The sequence below is a fragment of the Pseudoalteromonas sp. R86517 genome (assembly GCF_042466295.1).
Lineage (GTDB): Bacteria > Pseudomonadota > Gammaproteobacteria > Enterobacterales > Alteromonadaceae > Pseudoalteromonas > Pseudoalteromonas atlantica.
The window spans coordinates 1,225,866-1,242,417 of sequence record NZ_JAXHCB010000001.1; the positions used below are offsets into that span (position 1 = coordinate 1,225,866).

The 16,552-nt window shown below is 40.2% G+C and carries 16 protein-coding genes; 6 read left to right on the forward strand and 10 right to left on the reverse strand.

Going from position 1 to position 16,552, the window contains the following annotated elements:
* Window positions 1-42 precede the first annotated feature (42 nt).
* Window positions 43-1,374, reverse strand: coding sequence for a GH1 family beta-glucosidase (locus SJY38_RS05470; RefSeq protein ID WP_288422404.1), 1,332 nt, complete (start codon window positions 1,372-1,374; stop codon window positions 43-45).
* Between the two features lie 258 nt (window positions 1,375-1,632).
* Here SJY38_RS05470 and SJY38_RS05475 point away from each other — a divergent pair, with 258 nt between their 5' ends.
* Window positions 1,633-2,907, forward strand: a complete 1,275-nt coding sequence (locus SJY38_RS05475) for a sugar MFS transporter (RefSeq protein WP_024033438.1) — start codon at window positions 1,633-1,635, stop codon at window positions 2,905-2,907.
* Window positions 2,907-5,459, forward strand: a complete 2,553-nt coding sequence (locus SJY38_RS05480) for an exo 1,3/1,4-beta-D-glucan glucohydrolase (protein WP_286745244.1) — start codon at window positions 2,907-2,909, stop codon at window positions 5,457-5,459. The genes SJY38_RS05475 and SJY38_RS05480 overlap by 1 nt, the downstream gene beginning before the upstream one ends.
* 50 nt (window positions 5,460-5,509) lie before the next feature.
* Here SJY38_RS05480 and SJY38_RS05485 read toward each other — a convergent pair whose 3' ends face one another.
* Both SJY38_RS05485 and SJY38_RS05490 read right to left on the reverse strand, forming a co-directional pair.
* Window positions 5,510-6,685, reverse strand: coding sequence for a GGDEF domain-containing protein (locus SJY38_RS05485; RefSeq protein WP_286745241.1), 1,176 nt, complete (start codon window positions 6,683-6,685; stop codon window positions 5,510-5,512).
* A 130-nt stretch (window positions 6,686-6,815) separates the two neighbouring features.
* Entirely contained in the window at window positions 6,816-7,709 is an 894-nt protein-coding gene (locus SJY38_RS05490; RefSeq protein WP_286745238.1) for a TIGR01777 family oxidoreductase, read from the reverse strand.
* Window positions 7,710-7,879: 170 nt separating this feature from the next.
* Here SJY38_RS05490 and SJY38_RS05495 point away from each other — a divergent pair, with 170 nt between their 5' ends.
* Window positions 7,880-8,914, forward strand: coding sequence for an AI-2E family transporter (locus SJY38_RS05495; RefSeq protein ID WP_024033443.1), 1,035 nt, complete (start codon window positions 7,880-7,882; stop codon window positions 8,912-8,914).
* 110 nt (window positions 8,915-9,024) lie between these two features.
* Here the strand turns inward: SJY38_RS05495 and SJY38_RS05500 are convergent, their stop codons facing one another.
* The 5 genes from SJY38_RS05500 to SJY38_RS05520 form a co-directional block, all read right to left on the reverse strand.
* Window positions 9,025-9,441, reverse strand: a complete 417-nt coding sequence (locus tag SJY38_RS05500) for a hypothetical protein (protein ID WP_004586806.1) — start codon at window positions 9,439-9,441, stop codon at window positions 9,025-9,027.
* Complete coding sequence (locus SJY38_RS05505) at window positions 9,428-10,765, reverse strand: ATP-binding protein (protein WP_004586805.1); 1,338 nt, start codon at window positions 10,763-10,765, stop codon at window positions 9,428-9,430. Before SJY38_RS05505 ends, SJY38_RS05500 begins: the two co-directional genes overlap by 14 nt.
* Complete coding sequence (locus tag SJY38_RS05510) at window positions 10,759-11,433, reverse strand: response regulator transcription factor (protein WP_004586804.1); 675 nt, start codon at window positions 11,431-11,433, stop codon at window positions 10,759-10,761. The genes SJY38_RS05505 and SJY38_RS05510 overlap by 7 nt, the downstream gene beginning before the upstream one ends.
* Before the next feature lie 3 nt (window positions 11,434-11,436).
* Entirely contained in the window at window positions 11,437-11,700 is a 264-nt protein-coding gene (locus SJY38_RS05515) for a PepSY domain-containing protein (RefSeq protein WP_121637587.1), read from the reverse strand.
* Between the two features lie 155 nt (window positions 11,701-11,855).
* Entirely contained in the window at window positions 11,856-12,158 is a 303-nt protein-coding gene (locus SJY38_RS05520; protein WP_024033446.1) for a YciI family protein, read from the reverse strand.
* Between the two features lie 186 nt (window positions 12,159-12,344).
* On the opposite strand from SJY38_RS05520, the gene SJY38_RS05525 reads away from it, so the two are divergent.
* Window positions 12,345-13,769 (forward strand): sodium-dependent transporter, encoded by a 1,425-nt coding sequence (locus SJY38_RS05525; RefSeq protein WP_054982639.1) that lies wholly within the window; start codon window positions 12,345-12,347, stop codon window positions 13,767-13,769.
* Between the two features lie 69 nt (window positions 13,770-13,838).
* Here the strand turns inward: SJY38_RS05525 and SJY38_RS05530 are convergent, their stop codons facing one another.
* Both SJY38_RS05530 and SJY38_RS05535 read right to left on the reverse strand, forming a co-directional pair.
* Window positions 13,839-14,480, reverse strand: coding sequence for a CPBP family intramembrane glutamic endopeptidase (locus SJY38_RS05530; protein WP_024033448.1), 642 nt, complete (start codon window positions 14,478-14,480; stop codon window positions 13,839-13,841).
* Window positions 14,481-14,547: 67 nt separating this feature from the next.
* Window positions 14,548-15,123, reverse strand: coding sequence for an inner membrane-spanning protein YciB (locus SJY38_RS05535; RefSeq protein ID WP_377109376.1), 576 nt, complete (start codon window positions 15,121-15,123; stop codon window positions 14,548-14,550).
* A gap of 172 nt (window positions 15,124-15,295) precedes the next feature.
* Here SJY38_RS05535 and SJY38_RS05540 point away from each other — a divergent pair, with 172 nt between their 5' ends.
* Complete coding sequence (locus tag SJY38_RS05540) at window positions 15,296-15,565, forward strand: HU family DNA-binding protein (RefSeq protein ID WP_004586798.1); 270 nt, start codon at window positions 15,296-15,298, stop codon at window positions 15,563-15,565.
* 402 nt (window positions 15,566-15,967) lie between these two features.
* Complete coding sequence (locus SJY38_RS05545) at window positions 15,968-16,546, forward strand: type 1 glutamine amidotransferase domain-containing protein (RefSeq protein ID WP_004586797.1); 579 nt, start codon at window positions 15,968-15,970, stop codon at window positions 16,544-16,546.
* Window positions 16,547-16,552: the final 6 nt, after the last annotated feature.

A 16,552-nucleotide genomic window follows, 5' to 3' on the forward strand; every position in this document is an offset into this window, starting at 1 on the left:
TTTGATTTTTATTTATGCGATTAATCGAATAGCTTTTATTGGCTATTTGCGGCTTTGTATCAAGCTTTTATAAGCTTGGCCACTGGCTTTTATAGTACGTTGCTGAGTTTTATAATCAACGTAAACAATACCAAAGCGTTTTAAATAGCCCTCAGCCCATTCAAAATTATCCATTAAGCTCCACGCAAAGTAACCAATAATATTAACCCCTTGGGCTGTGGCATCGTGAACGGCATTTAAGTGGCTATGATAATAGTTTACGCGATCTACATCGTTTACCTCGCCATTTTTTATGGTGTCGGGCATAGCCGCGCCGTTCTCGGTTATATAAATAGGCGGTAAGGTGTAGGTGTTGTTAAGCGTTACAAGTAAATCGCTAAACGACTGCGGGTAAATTTCCCAGCCCATGTCGGTTAAAGGGCCTTGTGGAGCAAGTGGCTCGTATATATCGCTAGGGTGCGCTTTGTATACTTGGCGCGTATAAAAATTAATGCCTAAGTAATCAATAGATTGTGAAATTATGTCCATATCGCCTGGGTGGATTTCAGGCTGCTGATTGCTAGGAAGCTGTTTTATAATTTCTGGGTATTGGCCATCCATTATTGGTTTCATATACCATTGATTTAAATAATCATCGGCGTAACGAGCTGCGTTTATATCCTCTGCTGACTGCGTTAAGGGGTAGCAAGGTGTAAAATTAAGCACAATACCATTTTGAGTATTAGGCGAGGTTTGCTTTAATACATCCATTGCCAAACCATGGGCAAGCAATAAATGGTGCGCTGCTTTTTTACCGTACTCTTTACCCACTAAACCTGGGGCATGTATGCCTACTTCGTAGCCTAAAAAGGCACTGCAAAATGGCTCATTTAGGGTCGCGTACGAAAATACCCGCTCGCCAAATGCTTGGCTAATAAGCTTTACATAGCGAGCAAATTCATAAGCTGTATCGCGATTTAACCAGCCGCCTTTATCTTCTAAATGTTGAGGTAAATCCCAGTGATATAGCGTTACAAACGCTTTAATGTTGCGCTTATTAAGCTCATTAAGAATATTAGTATAAAACTTTACGCCCTCAGGGTTTAGCTCGCCCGATAAGGTAATAACGCGCGGCCAAGAGATAGAAAGTCGATACGCATCTACGCCAAGCGAGTCTATTAATTCAATATCATTTTGCCACTGGTTGTAATGATCGCAGGCAACATGCCCATTTGAGCTGTCGGCTATTTTGTTGGGTGTATCGCAAAAGGTATCCCATATACAGGGTAGGCGATGCTCATACCCGCCTTCAATTTGAAATGATGCCGTAGCCACACCATAAACAAAGTTTTTTGTTAATAGAGGTGAATGAGATGGTAACGATAATTTTGTCATTAGTAACAAACCTTTTTAAACCTTAAATGCATAAATAGCCACTGTATTTACTGCGATGAAGCGTAAGGGCGCGTTTATAAAAAAATAAAACTTGTTGAAATATGTTACATGTTCGTATTTAATTACACGTGAAAGCGCTTACATTTTTAGATTAGTGTTAATTGATACGAAGGTCAACTCTTTAATGTTGCTGGGTTACACGGCAATTTTTAATAACGACTTTTGCATTAATTTATAATAATAAATTGCGGAGAGCCCATGGCCAGTTCAGCACCACTGACGACACACACACAGTCGCAAAACTACCAAGATAAAAACTATGGTTTTGCATTAACTTCTTTAACTACTTTATTTTTTATGTGGGGATTCATTACCTGCTTAAACGATATTTTAATCCCGCATTTAAAAGCGGTGTTTAACCTAACTTATGTTCAGGCAATGCTGGTTCAGTTTTGTTTTTTTGGCGCTTATTTTTTAATGTCACTGCCAAGTGGCTATATAGTTAAAAAATTAGGGTATAAAAAAGGCATTGTAGTAGGGTTACTTATAGCGGCATGTGGTTGTGTACTTTTTTACCCAGCCGCGGCGCTACACAATTACCCGGTATTTCTGTTTGCTTTATTTGTACTGGCAAGCGGTATTACCTTATTGCAGGTTTCTGCGAACCCTTATGTAAGTTTATTGGGCGCCCCTAAAACGGCGTCTTCTCGCCTTACCTTAACGCAAGCATTTAATGCGCTAGGCACTACGGTTGCCCCTACATTTGGTGCATTTTTGATTCTTGACTCTGCCTCTGAAGCGTTTTTAACACCGGCACAAAATGCAGAGTCGGTACAACTTCCTTATTTACTATTAGCAGGCATGCTTATTTTACTAGCCGGTATTTTTGCATGGCTTAAATTGCCAGACATAATGAATGAGCAAAAAGAAGCCGCTGAAAAGTCAGAGACAATTGAAGGTAGTGCATGGCAATACCGCCACCTAACACTCGGTGCTGTGGGTATATTTATGTATGTAGGTGCAGAGGTTGCGATTGGCAGTTTTTTAGTTAGCTTTTTAGCACAAGAAAATATTGCCGGTTTAAAAGAGCATGTTGCCGCTCACTACATCACATATTATTTTGGCGGAGCTATGGTGGGGCGTTTTATTGGTGCAGCGGTAATGCAAAAATTACCCGCTGGTAAAGTACTTGGCTTTAACGCAAGTATGGCTATTATTTTGGTGGTTATTGCCATGAGCACGTCGGGTCAATTAGCAATGTGGTCAATACTACTGGTTGGTTTATTCAATTCGATTATGTTCCCAACTATTTTTAGTTTAGCGTTAAATGGCCTTGGTAAGCATACCGCACAAGGCTCTGGTATTTTGTGCTTGGCGATTGTAGGGGGTGCAATAGTGCCTCTTTTACAAGGTGCACTTGCTGATAGTGTGGGTGTTCAACTTTCGTATGTTTTACCTATTTTTTGTTACTTATTTATCGCGTTTTATGGTTTAAGCGGAAGCAAACCAGTTCAAGCTCAGGAGACTCTATAATGAAAACCCCTTTTTCACTTAATAAAATAGCACGTGCCTCATTAATTGCATCACTAGGCATTTTAGCGGCTTGTTCAAATGACGCGACAACCACTCCTGAAGCTAATAATGCGTTGTCTAAAACAGAGAAAATTTGGCCAAAACTTAATATTGCCGTAAAACAAGACCCAGAAATTGAAGCCAAAATAGCAGATTATTTAAAAACGATGACACTTGAGCAAAAAGTAGCTCAAATGATTCAACCAGAAATTCGTGATATTACCGTTGAAGATATGCGCAAATATGGCTTTGGCTCATACCTAAATGGGGGCGGTGCCTTTCCTAATGGTGATAAACACGCAACACCAATGGACTGGGTAAAACTGGCTGAAGATTTTTATCAGGCGTCGGTAGATGACTCTATTGATGGCAGTAAAATACCCACAATGTGGGGCACCGATGCTGTGCATGGTCACAATAATGTAATTGGCGCGACCTTATTTCCGCATAATATCGGTTTAGGTGCGGCAAACAACCCTGCATTGATTGAGCAAATAGCAGCTATCACTGCGGTTGAAGTAATGGCAACGGGTATTGATTGGGTATTTGCACCTACAGTGGCTGTTGTGCGCGATGACCGCTGGGGCAGAACCTATGAAGGTTATTCAGAAGACCCCCGCATTGTACGCGATTATTCAGCTGCAATTGTAAATGGTTTACAGGGCAAGGCCGATGGCGACTTTTTAAGTGATAAACGTGTTATTAGTACCGTTAAGCACTTTTTAGGTGATGGCGGCACAGTTGATGGCGATGATCAAGGTAATAATATCGACAGTGAGCAAGATTTGTTTGATATACATGCCCAAGGTTATGTAGGCGGCTTATCGGCGGGAAGTCAGTCGGTTATGGCATCGTTTAATAGCTGGCATGGGGTTAAAAACCACGGCAATAAATACTTGTTAACCGATGTGCTTAAAACCCGCATGGGCTTTGATGGTTTTGTGGTAGGGGATTGGAACGGCCACGGCCAAATTGAAGGCTGTACAAACGAAAGCTGTGCACAGGCTGTTAACGCGGGACTTGATATTTTTATGGTGCCAACGGGCGCTTGGAAGCCGCTGTACGAAAACACCATAGCGCAAGTCAAAGCTGGCGAAATCAGCATGTCGCGCATTGATGATGCAGTAAGTAGAATTTTACGCGTTAAATTGCGTGCCGGTTTATTTGATAAACCAAGCCCGGCTAAGCGTCAGTTTTCGGGTAAAACTGAGCTAATTGGTGCGCAGCAGCACCGCGAAGTTGCGCGTCAGGCAGTTCGTGAATCACTTGTCTTACTTAAAAACAAAAACAATATTTTGCCTCTTGATGCAAACCAAACTGTACTAATTGCCGGCGATGGAGCCGATAACATAGGTAAGCAGTCGGGTGGTTGGAGTATTACTTGGCAAGGGACGAATAACAAAAATGCTGATTTTCCTGGTGCCACGTCTATTTACGCAGGCCTTGAAAAACAAATTACTGAGGCGGGTGGACGTGCCATTTTAAGTGTGGATGGCTCATATGAGCAGCGCCCAGATGTAGCCGTTGTGGTATTTGGTGAAGAGCCTTATGCAGAAGGCCATGGCGATAGAGATAACCTTGAATTTGAGCGCGGTAATAAAAAATCGCTCGCGTTATTAAAGTCGTTAAAAGAGCAGGGTATTGCGGTTGTATCGGTATTTATTTCGGGTCGCCCTATGTGGGTTAACAGTGAATTAAATGCCTCAGATGCATTTGTTGCAGCATGGCTGCCAGGTACAGAGGGCGGCGGTATTGCCGATGTTATTTTAAAAGGCAAAGATGGCAGCATTCAACATGACTTTAGCGGCAAGCTTTCGTTTTCATGGCCTAAAACAGCAGTACAAGCAACGGTTAATAAAGGCGATGACGATTACAGCCCATTATTACCGTACGGCTTTGGTTTAACTTATGGCGATAAAAATGTATTGGCTGATAACTTAGACGAAGACTCTAAATTAGATAACTCAGCACTCACTAGTATGGATATTTTAGTTGGCGCACCGGTTGCTCCGTGGCGTTTATTACTTAAATCTGGCGATGAGCTATTAGATGTATCAAGCAGTACTCATCAACTAGGTGCACTTAAATACCGTACTGAGGATAAAACAGTTCAAGAAGACGCGCGCCAATTTAATTTTAGTGGCGAGCAAAAGGCAAGTGCTGAAATAGTCACAAGCTTTGCAGAAGATACCATTACGTATTTAGAGGCTAATGGCGTTATTAGTTTTGATATTAAACTTAATGAACCACTAACCGATGATGTAAACCTTGCTATGACTTGTTCAGGTGAGTGTGGTGGTGCGATTGCCTTGAGTAAAATGGTTGATCAATCAATCAAAAATAAATGGCAGTCGGTGTCGGTAGACTTACGTTGTTTTGCTAACCAAGGCGTAGACTTTGCAAGCCTTACAAGCCCGTTTAGTTTACATGCAAGCAGTAAAACCTCAGTGTCGGTAGCAAACATTCAGTTTGTGCCTAATAAGGCAGACTCTGCTGGGCTTAAATGTCAGTAATCATTTTGTTTTAGTGTGTATGTCAAAGCCCTTCAATTGAAGGGCTTTTTTTATGTGCAAACCGGTTTGTTATTTATAAAAGGATTTTGTGCAGATTCATATATAACTTTGTCGCGTCCTGTGGTTTTAGCAATATACAAGCGCTTATCTGCCGCACTAAGTAGCGATTTAAAAGAGCTTGTTTGAGTATCGCTGCATGCCACTCCAGCGCTTATTCTTAAATAAATGGTGTTGCCGTAATAGCTAAAGGGCTTGTTTTTAATGTTTTTTCTGAGGGTGTTTGCAGCGCACTGTGCCTCATTTAAAGTGCAGTGGCTTAGTAAAATTGCAAACTCTTCGCCGCCAACACGTGCGGTAACTGCGCTGTTAGAAAAAAGCGCTGCAATATGCTGCGAAACCCATTTAATTGCCTCATCACCTGCATCGTGTCCGTATTCATCGTTAACGCGCTTAAAAAAGTCTATATCGACCATAATAATGCTAAGGGGATGCTCGGCATTATTTTTATTAAATAACGTATTGGCCACTGCATTTAAACCGCGTTTATTTAATAACTGGGTTAATGGGTCGCGATTAGCAAGGGAGTTGAGCGTATACTCTGTATTGGCAAACACTAAAAAAGGCAGCAATAGGGCGGCGCTAGTGGCAAGTATTAAGTGTACAGCCAAGGTAAATTGCAAAACAGAGGCAAAATTAAAGTTGAGCGCAGTAAAAAACGGCAACAGTAATAAAACTCCCTGTATTAGCATAACGAGTGCGTGCAGTAATAGGCAAAGCAGTAGCATACGTTGTTGTAATTTTGCTATAAAGCGGGTGCTTAAAACAATATACGAGGCATACAAAAATAACCCTGCCACAGTTAAACTAACCAATACTTGCTCTGCTGCGGTGTTGTAAACTACGAGTAAAAAAACCGCAGCCACTATGAGCAAATAGCTAACTTGCCTGCATATGCTTTTATTTAAAGGACTGAGTGCTTTTAATCCCATAATTAAAAAAAGTGGGCAAGCAATAATAAATAGACTGGCAAAGTAATGGGTAATAAACGGCCATGCAATGATCACGCGTAAGCTTGCGCATAGTATGGCGAATGTAAAGGTGGTACAAGCTAGGCCAAAATATAAAAAACTAGATTGTTTTTTATATTGATAAATAGAGATAAAATACAGCCCAATTATAAGGTTTAAAATAAAAGAAAGGCTAATAACGGTTGGTAAGTGCAGCATAGAAAGGTTCTTTTATTATAAAACGACTATTTTAATGGAGACTAGATACTAAAGCTTATATTAATTACAGTAACCTAGCTTAAAGTAGTATTTTTATAACCTTTAGTAGGTGTATCTATGCTGAATACACCTACTTTATTAAACTTCTTAGAGCCGAATCTATATCCGTAAAATGAAAACGGTAATTATGCGCTAACGCTTTTTTGGGTATCACGTACTGCCCAGTAGTGAGCAAATCAGACATTTCACCCATTAACACTTTTAACACAGGGCTTGGCATGGTTAGGGCCGCAGGGCGAGACAATGCTTTACCTAAACTTTTGCTGAATACTTTATTGCTAACAGGGGTGGGTGCAGTGGCGTTAATTGGCCCGCAAAGCGACGTGTGTTTTATAATAAATAAAATCAGTTGGATCATGTCATCAATATGAATCCACGACATACCTTGTTTCCCATCACCAATGGGGCCACCTGCAAAAAATTTAAACGCAGGAAGCATTTTACTTAAAGCGCCGCCGTTTTTGCTAAGTACAATTCCCGTGCGTAATAAACACACCCGTGTTTTATCACTTTGCGCTTTTAGTGCCGCATGCTCCCACTCTTTACATAGCTGATGGCTAAATTCATCATTTACATCGTCGGTGTCTTCATCTACCGGGGTATCGCCTTGGCGGCCATAATAGCCAATGGCACTACCAGATATAAATGTAGCAGGGGGCGTGCTGCAATTTAAAATAGCATCGCTGATTTGCGTGGTAAGGTTTATTCTGCTGTTTTTAATTGTTTGTTTTTGTGCCTGCGTCCAGCGTTTGTTGACGATAGGTTCGCCGGCTAAATTAATCACAGTATCTACATGGTTAAAATTAACCTCATCAACCGTGCTTACTACATCAATATTATGACCAAGCAATACATGGGCTTTGGTTTTATTTCGGCTCAGTACGGTTACTTTATGATGATGCAGCAAAAAAGGCGTTAAGTGTTTACCTATTAGGCCTGTAGCGCCTGTAAAAAAAATATGCATAAAAATCTTACCAATTTTAAGTGTACGATTTGTTTAAAATGTATACTATTTAAATTATCTTAATGCAAATTATTACGTTAACTAAAAAACAACGATCACTTTGTAAATATTTCATTTAATTAGTTTTTGCCTTACACTAAAGCGAATTTCATAAGAAAAGGATTGGCGCGTTGGCAAGTTTAACTGGCGTAAATAAAAGCTTAATAATATTTGCAGCCCTGGTGGTTGTATTAGCCGGTATTAAGGCCGCAAGTGTTATTATTATTCCCTTTATTTTGGCGGCGTTTATTGCCATTGTATGCAACCCGCTGATCACATTTTTTGGCCGCTATCGGATCCCTAAAGGGGTTTCTGTTGTTATTGTGGTGCTTATCATTGTGGGCTTAGGTGTAAGCTTAGGCGGCCTTGTAGGACAATCAGTTAACGACTTTTCTCAGCAACTTCCTGAATATAAAGCCCAGTTACAAGAAGAGTTTGTTTGGCTGGTCGATCTTGCATCGCAATACAATATCTTAATCGATAGAGATCAAATTCTCTCTATGTTTGACCCAGGTAAAATGGTCGATGTAGCCACGAATATGCTTACCGGCTTAGGTGGCGTAATGGCAAACATGTTTTTAATAATTTTAACTGTGGTGTTTATGCTTTTTGAAGGGCCTGCATTAAGCAAAAAAATTCATATGGCACTTGCCGACCCAGATAGAAAAATGGAGCAAATTGACCGCTTTTTGGTTTCTATTAATTCGTATTTAGCAATTAAAACATTGGTGAGTTTAGCCACCGGTATTATTGCAGCATTTTATTTATGGATTTTAGATGTTGACTACTTTGTGCTGTGGGGCGTGTTGGCCTTTATGTTTAATTATATTCCTAATATAGGTTCTATTATTGCCGCAGTACCTGCCGTATTGTTAGCACTCATTACACAAGGACCATTAACAGCCGGGCTTGTCGGTGCAGGGTATTTAATTATTAATACGGTAATGGGTAACATTGTAGAGCCTAAATTTATGGGTAAAGGGCTTGGGCTTTCTACCTTGGTGGTGTTTTTGTCGTTAATATTTTGGGGTTGGTTATTAGGCACTGTAGGCATGTTGCTATCGGTACCGCTTACCATGATTGTTAAAATAGCCCTAGAGGCAAGTGATGAAGGGCGCTGGGTTGCCACGCTACTTGGTACTGGAGAGTCGATAGACGATAAATAATATCAATTGGTTTTCATAGCTTAAAATTGCGTATTTGATTAAATATTTGATACAAAAAAAGCGATTAATACACAGTATTAATCGCTTTTTTTATGGGTGTTAATCCCCGTTTAAAGTGGCTTTTTAAGCACTTGAGTAAACTGTTCAATAAGTGCAAGTTCACATAATTTGTAATCAATAGCAGCTTGGCTGGCATTTGGCAGTTTTAATATATAGCGCCATTGGCAGCTTGCTTCAATATACTTTTGGTGGTTGTCGACGCTGCGCTTAAACAACATCAGTATTTGCGTATTTCCGCTTTGCTCTTCTAATTTAGTGAGTTCATATTTACGTTTTTGAACCCAAGTACCCTGATTGTATTTAGCCTGATTTATTTGGGTGTCTAAACACTGCGTATAGCGTTTAGTTTGGCTTGGCGTTGCGTTTTGCTCAAGCGTACACTGTGCTTGCGCACTGGCACTGGCACTGGCATTAGCACTTAGGGCTAATAGGCTCGCAAGTGTGATTAAAAGGCTATTTTTTATCATTGTAATTAAACTCTAAAATAAATTGTGCGCCGCCCAAGGTGTCCGACTTATTAATCGTTAAGTGACCGTTATAAGATTTAACCAAGTCAGAGACTATTGCCATGCCAACACCGTGGCCGCTTTCATAAGTATCAAGGCGGGTACCACGGGTTAATAAAGACTCGCGTTTATCCTCGGGTACACCGGGTCCATCGTCACTAATGCCTATGCACAGTGTTTTACTTTGAATAACTTGTATTTCTACTTGCGAGCGACACGCTTTACAGGCGTTATCAATTAAATTACCCAGTAATTCCATTAAATCTGTTTGGTCACCTAAAAAGTAATCTTTATCGGTCACGGTACAATTAAATATAATGTCTTTATCGCGGTATACCTTGGCCATTGCACTTAAAATAGAATCAACCACAGGTTTAACTGGAGTTTGTTTTTTCCATGTATCTGAGGCGCCAGTAGCTGCACGTTTTAACTGATGCTCGATCATCACATTTATTCTATCAAGTTGCTCTTGGGCATCGGCATCATTAGCAAGCGGGCTTGATTTTAATACCGCAAGGGGCGTTTTTAATGCATGTGCTAGGTCACTTAAAGAGGCTCTGTAGCGCTCTTTTTGACGTTGCTGCGACTCTAGTAATAAGTTTAGGTCTGATTTAATTGTTTGCAGCTCAACAGGGTATAAGCCTTTAATTTCTTGAATATCGCCCGACTCAATGGCTTTTATTTCTTTATCAAGGCGTTGTAACGGCCGGCCGCTCCAAATAAATCCAATTGCCATTAAACCGGCAATCGCAATACCCATTATAAACATCCAATCGACTAAGGTTTGTTTAAAGCCATCCATTAACCTTAGCAATGCATCGTTTCGTTTGAGTAATATAAAACGTGCCTGCTCAGATTGGTCAATATTATTTAAAATGACCGTTAGGCTTAATTGCCAGTAAACCGCATTGTTGTAAACCACACGTCTAAAGTCGGCCGCACCTGCTTTAGGCTCTATGTACTCGGGTTTAAAGTTTACGTTTACAGCCGACTCTGAGTGCCACACAGGTACATCATCGCGGTAAATCATGGCGTAGGTATCTGAATTTAAGTTATTTAACTCAGGCGTTAAAATTGTGCTGGGCATAATAATGCCGCGCTCAGTAAAGTCGACTTCAGAAATAAGGGAGTATAAGTGGGCTTCTAGATTTTTTTCGGTGGTTTCGACTAATGAGGCGTAATACGCTTTACCAATCGAGTAAAACAAAATAGGCAGTGCCACCAATAAAACAAAGACAAGGATAAATCCTTGCCTTATTTTAAGCGATATTTGCGATGCTACCACTGACTTTTAAGCCTGTAACCACGCCCACGTAGTGTTTCTACTGGGTTTAATGTGCCTTCAGGGTCTAATTTTTTACGCAGACGAAGTACAAATACTTCGATAACGTTAGAATCAAGATCGAAATCTTGGTCGTAAATGTGCTCAGTAAGTTCTGATTTAGAAATTACTTTTTGCGGGTTAACCATTAAATACTCAAGTACTTTGTACTCATAAGCCGTAAGGCTAAGTTCTTTGTCGTTAACCCAAACTTGTTGTGAGCGAGTATGAATTTTAATTGGACCCGCTGTCATTTCAGGGTTTGCTTTACCCGCACTGCGGCGAATAAGTGCGTTACAACGCGCAATTAATTCTTCAACATGAAACGGCTTGGTTAAGTAGTCGTCGGCACCAGCATCTAGGCCTTCAACTTTGTCTTGCCAGCGGTCGCGCGCCGTTAAGATTAAAATAGGGATCGTCACGCCTTGTGCACGTGCTTTATTGATTAGCTCTATACCGTCAATTTTTGGTAAGCCTAAATCAACCACCGCCATATCTAGCGGGTATTCTGTAATATGGAATAGGCCAGCTTCGCCATCGTGACATAAATCAACACTGTAACGTTCTTTCTCTAAAGCATTACGTAGGTTGTCTGCTAAGTGTAAATCATCTTCTATAACTAAAATTCGCATTTGCTAATCCTTTTTCACTTCGCCGGTTTTTTTATTTATATGTAAATCAACGACGTGGCCGTCAGATTTGAGTATACGCACAGTATAAAATTTTGCTTGTTCTGTAATTTTTAAGGTTTTACCGTCAGTTTCTTCTTTTGCAAGTATTACGGCTTTCTTTTTGCTGATCTCAGTTTTTTTAACTGCTTTGGTAACAGTCGTACTTGCGTGTACGGCGCCACTGACGCTAATACAGGCAATTAAACCAAGGGTTAATAATACACGCATGACGGGAACTCCTAGATCAAACCCAGCTATTCTAATTAACTAAGCTACTAAAACTCAAGTAAAAACGTCCAATATGCGCTTTTACGTTCGCCAGCTTAATTAATTAGCAGTGAACCAACCCTGAATTAAATAACGTTTTAAATTCAGGGTGTTCGTTACGCTGGTAATACTTTTTTATATGGTTTTACAACGGTGTTTGCGTAAACGCCGGCTGCAACGTATGGATCAGAGGCTGCCCATTCACGTGCTTTTTCAAGTGAATCAAATTCTGCAATGACTAATGAACCTGTAAATCCAGCATCTTGCGGGTCTTCACTGTCGATTGCAGGCAGTGGGCCGGCAACAAATAAACGGTTTTGAGAGTCGAGTTCGCTTAAACGTGCTAAGTGGGCGGGGCGGGCTTCTTTTCTAAGCGGTAAGCTGTTTTCAACGTCGGTTGAATAAATCATGTACAACATAGTAATTCTCAAAAAAATGTTAAGTTTAATAACGCAAATACTAGCACAACGTTGATAGTTGGTGAACAAATTACCGTTAAAGCTAGGTTTACAGTTATTAATTATTTTTAGTGTGTAATTGCTTGAAAAGCGCGGCACAACACTGGTAGAGTCGCTTGAATAACTTAAAAATAACAAGGTTAATACATGAGCAATAATAGAGAGCATTTTAGCTCCCGTCTTGGCTTTATACTGGCTGCAGCAGGTTCGGCAGTGGGTATTGGCAACTTAGTAGGTTTTCCTGTGTCGGCAACTAAAAATGGTGGTGGTGCATTTTTACTTGTATACGCTTTGTTTGTTGCTTTTATTTGTTTACCAGTAATGATGGCTGAAATGGCCATGGGTCGTAACGCGCAAAAAGATCCACTTGGTTCGTACAAAGCGCTGGCAAATAACGACAAAAAATGGAAGTTTGCAGGCTTTTTGGCTGTATTAACGCCGTTTATGATTGCCGTATTTTACATGGTTATTACCGTGTGGATTTTTGGCTACTTAAGCCAAACCGCCATGGGTAATTTAGATGCATTGGCAGATCCGAGCCATTTTGGCAGCTTTATAAATAGCTACACTGTTTTTGGCTACATGGCTGTGGTGGTTATTATTGTTAACCTTATTTTATTGGGTGGGGTTAAACAAGGCATAGAAAAAGCCGCTAAGTTTTTAATGCCGGCTTTATTTGTTATGTTGCTTGCCCTTGTAGCGTATGTATTAACGCTTGATAACGCCATGGCTGGTGTTAAATATTATGTTATTCCTGATTTTTCTAAAATGAGTGCCAGCGTGCTTAATGGTGCACTAAGCCAAGCGTTTTTCTCACTATCGCTAGGTATGGGCATTTTAATGACCTACGCCTCTTACATATCTAAAAAAGATGACATTGTTGGCAGTGCAAAAATGGTGGCTATTACCGACTCATTAGTGGCATTTGTTGCTGGTTTAATGGTGTTACCGGCAATATTTAGTTTTGATCCTAATACCGACCCAGCCGCACTTTCTGATTCGTCTGTATCGATGATATTTGTATACTTACCTAAAATTTTATTAGCACTACAAAATGACATTGGTTACTTTGGCGCGTCTGCAGTGGCGTTTTCGTTCTTTTTATTAGTGTTTTTTGCAGCGATTACTTCGCTTGTATCAATTGTAGAAGTACCTACAGCGACCCTTAGCGACCGCAAAGGGATCAGCCGTAAAAAAGCCTTAGGTATTTTAACGCTAGCCACCGGTGTGTTAACTATATTATGTACTATGTCGTTTGGTATGGTTGATAGCCTAACGTCGTTTACTAGTTACGGCAGCGGTAATAAAAGCTTTTTTGATATTGTTTATGATGTATTTTACGACACTATATTGCCACTGAATGGTTTGATGGTGTGTTTATTTGTTATGTACCGCTGGAAAAAAGCGCGCCTAACAGATGAGCTAAGCCAAGGCTCACCAAATTACGCCGGTAGCTTTATGGAGAAATACGTTAACTTTTCGCTTTCTACGTTTATTCCGGTTATTTTATTAGCCATATTTATTAACACAGTAGCGACTAAGTTTTTTGCCTTTAAGTTATTTGGATTTTAGGCTAAAAAAAGTTTTCAAAAGCCGCGTATTAACGCGGCTTTTTTGTGTTTAAAATAGCGGCTTAGCTTGTTAGCTTATAGCTCCTGAGTCTAATGAACTGCCAATCCCCAGTGTAAACATCCATAATCCCCATAAGCTATGCTCAATTACACACACTATGGTTGAGCGGCTTTGCGCGTAAGTAAACGAAAATAATAACCCGCCTAAAAATGCTAAGCCTACAGCCACCCAATTGGCATACACAATATGGGCAAGGGCAAACACCGTTGCGCTTACCACTATACGCACTCTTTTTTTGGGCATAATGCGTTTATAGCGATGAAAAAAGTAGGTCCTGAAAATTAGCTCTTGTGGTAATACCGACAGCAGCGGGTATAGAAGCAGTAAAAGTAACCAGTTATAAAATGAGTGCAGCGGCATACTAAACCAATTTTCTTGGTGAATAATGCCGTAAAACACGCCTGAAAAAAGCGCTCCTAAAAAAAAGAAACTAAATAAACGTCGCTTTACCGCAGAAAACTGCCCCAGGCTTGTGAGTCTAAATCGCTTAAAGTGAGGGTCGTTCAGTAATAACATGCAGCACACACTCATTAAAACAATCAGTGCGGGTATTAGCCAGTTAGCTAGGTAACTACGAAGGGTAAAGCCTATTAAAGGCAATAAAACAAATATTAGGGTAAATTCAAACCAGCGGTATTGATTGGCGTTCAAGGTCGTCTCTGATTGATTTTTTTTACACGCTATCAAGCAAAGACGACATTTTTATGACGAAGGTGTTTTACTTTGCGGGTTCTTCTTCATCAGGGAAGTACTTATACAAAGCAAATATAGTGATCAAAATACTCACAAAAGTAATGGCCATTAAACCAAACACTTTAAAGTTAACCCAAAAATCGAGTGAGAAATTATACGCAATGTAAATATTCAGCACTGCAATACCTGCGGTAATGGCAACCCACATTAAGTTAAGCTTATTCCACACCGGCTCAGGTACTTCAATCGCCTGTTTAGAGTCGTTGGCGTTTTCGAGGATTGAGCTAAGGGCTTTTTTAACAAGATTTTTATTCAGCACGTAGCGGCTACTTAATAAGGTAAGGCTTAAGCCGGCATAAATTAACGTGGCTTTCCATTTTATATACTGCTCATCGTGGAGTACTAAGGTTAATGTGCCAAACACCGCTGCAATAGCAAAAAATAGCCATTGGCGGGCATGTACATGGCCGTGCTTAAAGTAGCTATACGCAACTTGAATAAGCGTAGTGACCATTAAAAGGCCTGTTGCCCAGTAAATATCAACTAATTTAAATACCGCAAAAAATAATATTAGCGGGATGTATTCAATCAATGCGTGCATATACTACCTAAATTATACAAAAAGAAGTCAGGGAAGTTTTTACCACATAACACTAGGCAACTACAAGGTTGACTTGTTGCCCTGTAAGCCTTAGCCTGCGTGGCTTTAATTATCCATCATCATATTCCCACGCTTAACCAACACTGATTAAGTGTGCATTTAGGAGCCTACAATGAACAAAGCACAACTTGTTGCCCAAATAGCAAAACGCAGTGAACTAACAAAAAAAGACACACAAGCAGCCCTTACTAGCTTACAAAAAGTAATTACTAAATCGTTATCTGAAGGCGACCAAGTGCAAATTAATGGATTTGGTACATTTGCTTTAAGCTACTACCCAGCGCGCACTGGCCGTAACCCACAAACAGGCGAAAGCATTGAAATAGAAGGCGCTAACAAACCCGTATTTAAACCAGCCAAAGCATTAAAAGATCTCCTTTAAATAGCAACTTGCATTGACCGGTACCAGTGATCAGTACCAGCGACTAGTTCCTGCAACCAATACTTGCTAATAGCCCGGTTACCTTTTTAGGTTTAGTTAGCGCTATTAATCATAAAATTATAGTTCGGCGCACCCCGCTAATAGGGTGCGTCTACAAAATAAATACCCAGTTTTTAGTTATAATGCCTTACTACTTCATCTTGTAAGCAAAGCTTGTGTGCTGGTTTTTAATACGCACTTTAAATTAAGCTATGTAGATTGTTCAAACCCTCTAAATGATTTACATAGCTTTGACAGCTTTAATTTATATTATTCATTATTTTCAATAGGTTAAATTTGGCATCGGTTATGCTTTTAATAGGGTGATTGAAACATTTTATTAAACGCAATAAGGAGATCTATATGTCTACATTACAAACAAGCACTCGTTTACAAGGCAAAAAAATTGCTATTTTAGCCACCGATGGCTTTGAGCAAAGTGAGCTATTATCTCCACGTGATGCTTTACTTAATGCTGGCGCCGATATCGATATTGTGTCGGTAAAAGAGGGTGAAATCACCGGCTGGGATGAAGATAAATGGGGCGACAAAGTAAGCGTAGATAAACTTGTTACAAATGCCAGTGCCAGCGATTACGATGCGCTTATGCTGCCAGGTGGCTTATTTAACCCAGATACGTTACGCCAAGATAAGCACGCAAAAGCGTTTATAGATGGCTTTTTTGGCGCTGAGAAAAACAAACCCGTCGCAGCTATTTGCCATGCCCCTTGGTTACTTGCCGAAATTAATAAATTACGCGACCGCACCGTTACATCATTCCCGAGCATTAAAAGTGACTTAATCAATGCTGGTGCAAACTGGGTTGATGAAGAGGTGAGTGTAGACCAAGGTTTAGTAACAAGCCGCAGCCCTGCAGATTTAGAAGCATTTAATGCAAAATTTATTGAAGAAATTTTAGAAGGTAAGCATCAAGCTCACTAAGTGTAG

What these genes read in the sequence shown, in the direction of transcription:
- SJY38_RS05515 (WP_121637587.1), bottom strand. Translation starts at nt 11,700, where the DNA reads ATGCGTGTATTATTAACCCTTGGTTTAATTGCCTGTATTAGCGTCAGT.
- SJY38_RS05500 (WP_004586806.1), bottom strand. Translation starts at nt 9,441, where the DNA reads ATGATAAAAAATAGCCTTTTAATCACACTTGCGAGCCTATTAGCCCTA.
- SJY38_RS05540 (WP_004586798.1), top strand. Translation starts at nt 15,296, where the DNA reads ATGAACAAAGCACAACTTGTTGCCCAAATAGCAAAACGCAGTGAACTA.
- SJY38_RS05525 (WP_054982639.1), top strand. Translation starts at nt 12,345, where the DNA reads ATGAGCAATAATAGAGAGCATTTTAGCTCCCGTCTTGGCTTTATACTG.
- SJY38_RS05535 (WP_377109376.1), bottom strand. Translation starts at nt 15,123, where the DNA reads ATGCACGCATTGATTGAATACATCCCGCTAATATTATTTTTTGCGGTA.
- SJY38_RS05485 (WP_286745241.1), bottom strand. Translation starts at nt 6,685, where the DNA reads ATGCTGCACTTACCAACCGTTATTAGCCTTTCTTTTATTTTAAACCTT.
- SJY38_RS05510 (WP_004586804.1), bottom strand. Translation starts at nt 11,433, where the DNA reads ATGCGAATTTTAGTTATAGAAGATGATTTACACTTAGCAGACAACCTA.
- SJY38_RS05490 (WP_286745238.1), bottom strand. Translation starts at nt 7,709, where the DNA reads ATGCATATTTTTTTTACAGGCGCTACAGGCCTAATAGGTAAACACTTA.
- SJY38_RS05475 (WP_024033438.1), top strand. Translation starts at nt 1,633, where the DNA reads ATGGCCAGTTCAGCACCACTGACGACACACACACAGTCGCAAAACTAC.
- SJY38_RS05520 (WP_024033446.1), bottom strand. Translation starts at nt 12,158, where the DNA reads ATGTTGTACATGATTTATTCAACCGACGTTGAAAACAGCTTACCGCTT.
- SJY38_RS05470 (WP_288422404.1), bottom strand. Translation starts at nt 1,374, where the DNA reads ATGACAAAATTATCGTTACCATCTCATTCACCTCTATTAACAAAAAAC.
- SJY38_RS05480 (WP_286745244.1), top strand. Translation starts at nt 2,907, where the DNA reads ATGAAAACCCCTTTTTCACTTAATAAAATAGCACGTGCCTCATTAATT.
- SJY38_RS05545 (WP_004586797.1), top strand. Translation starts at nt 15,968, where the DNA reads ATGTCTACATTACAAACAAGCACTCGTTTACAAGGCAAAAAAATTGCT.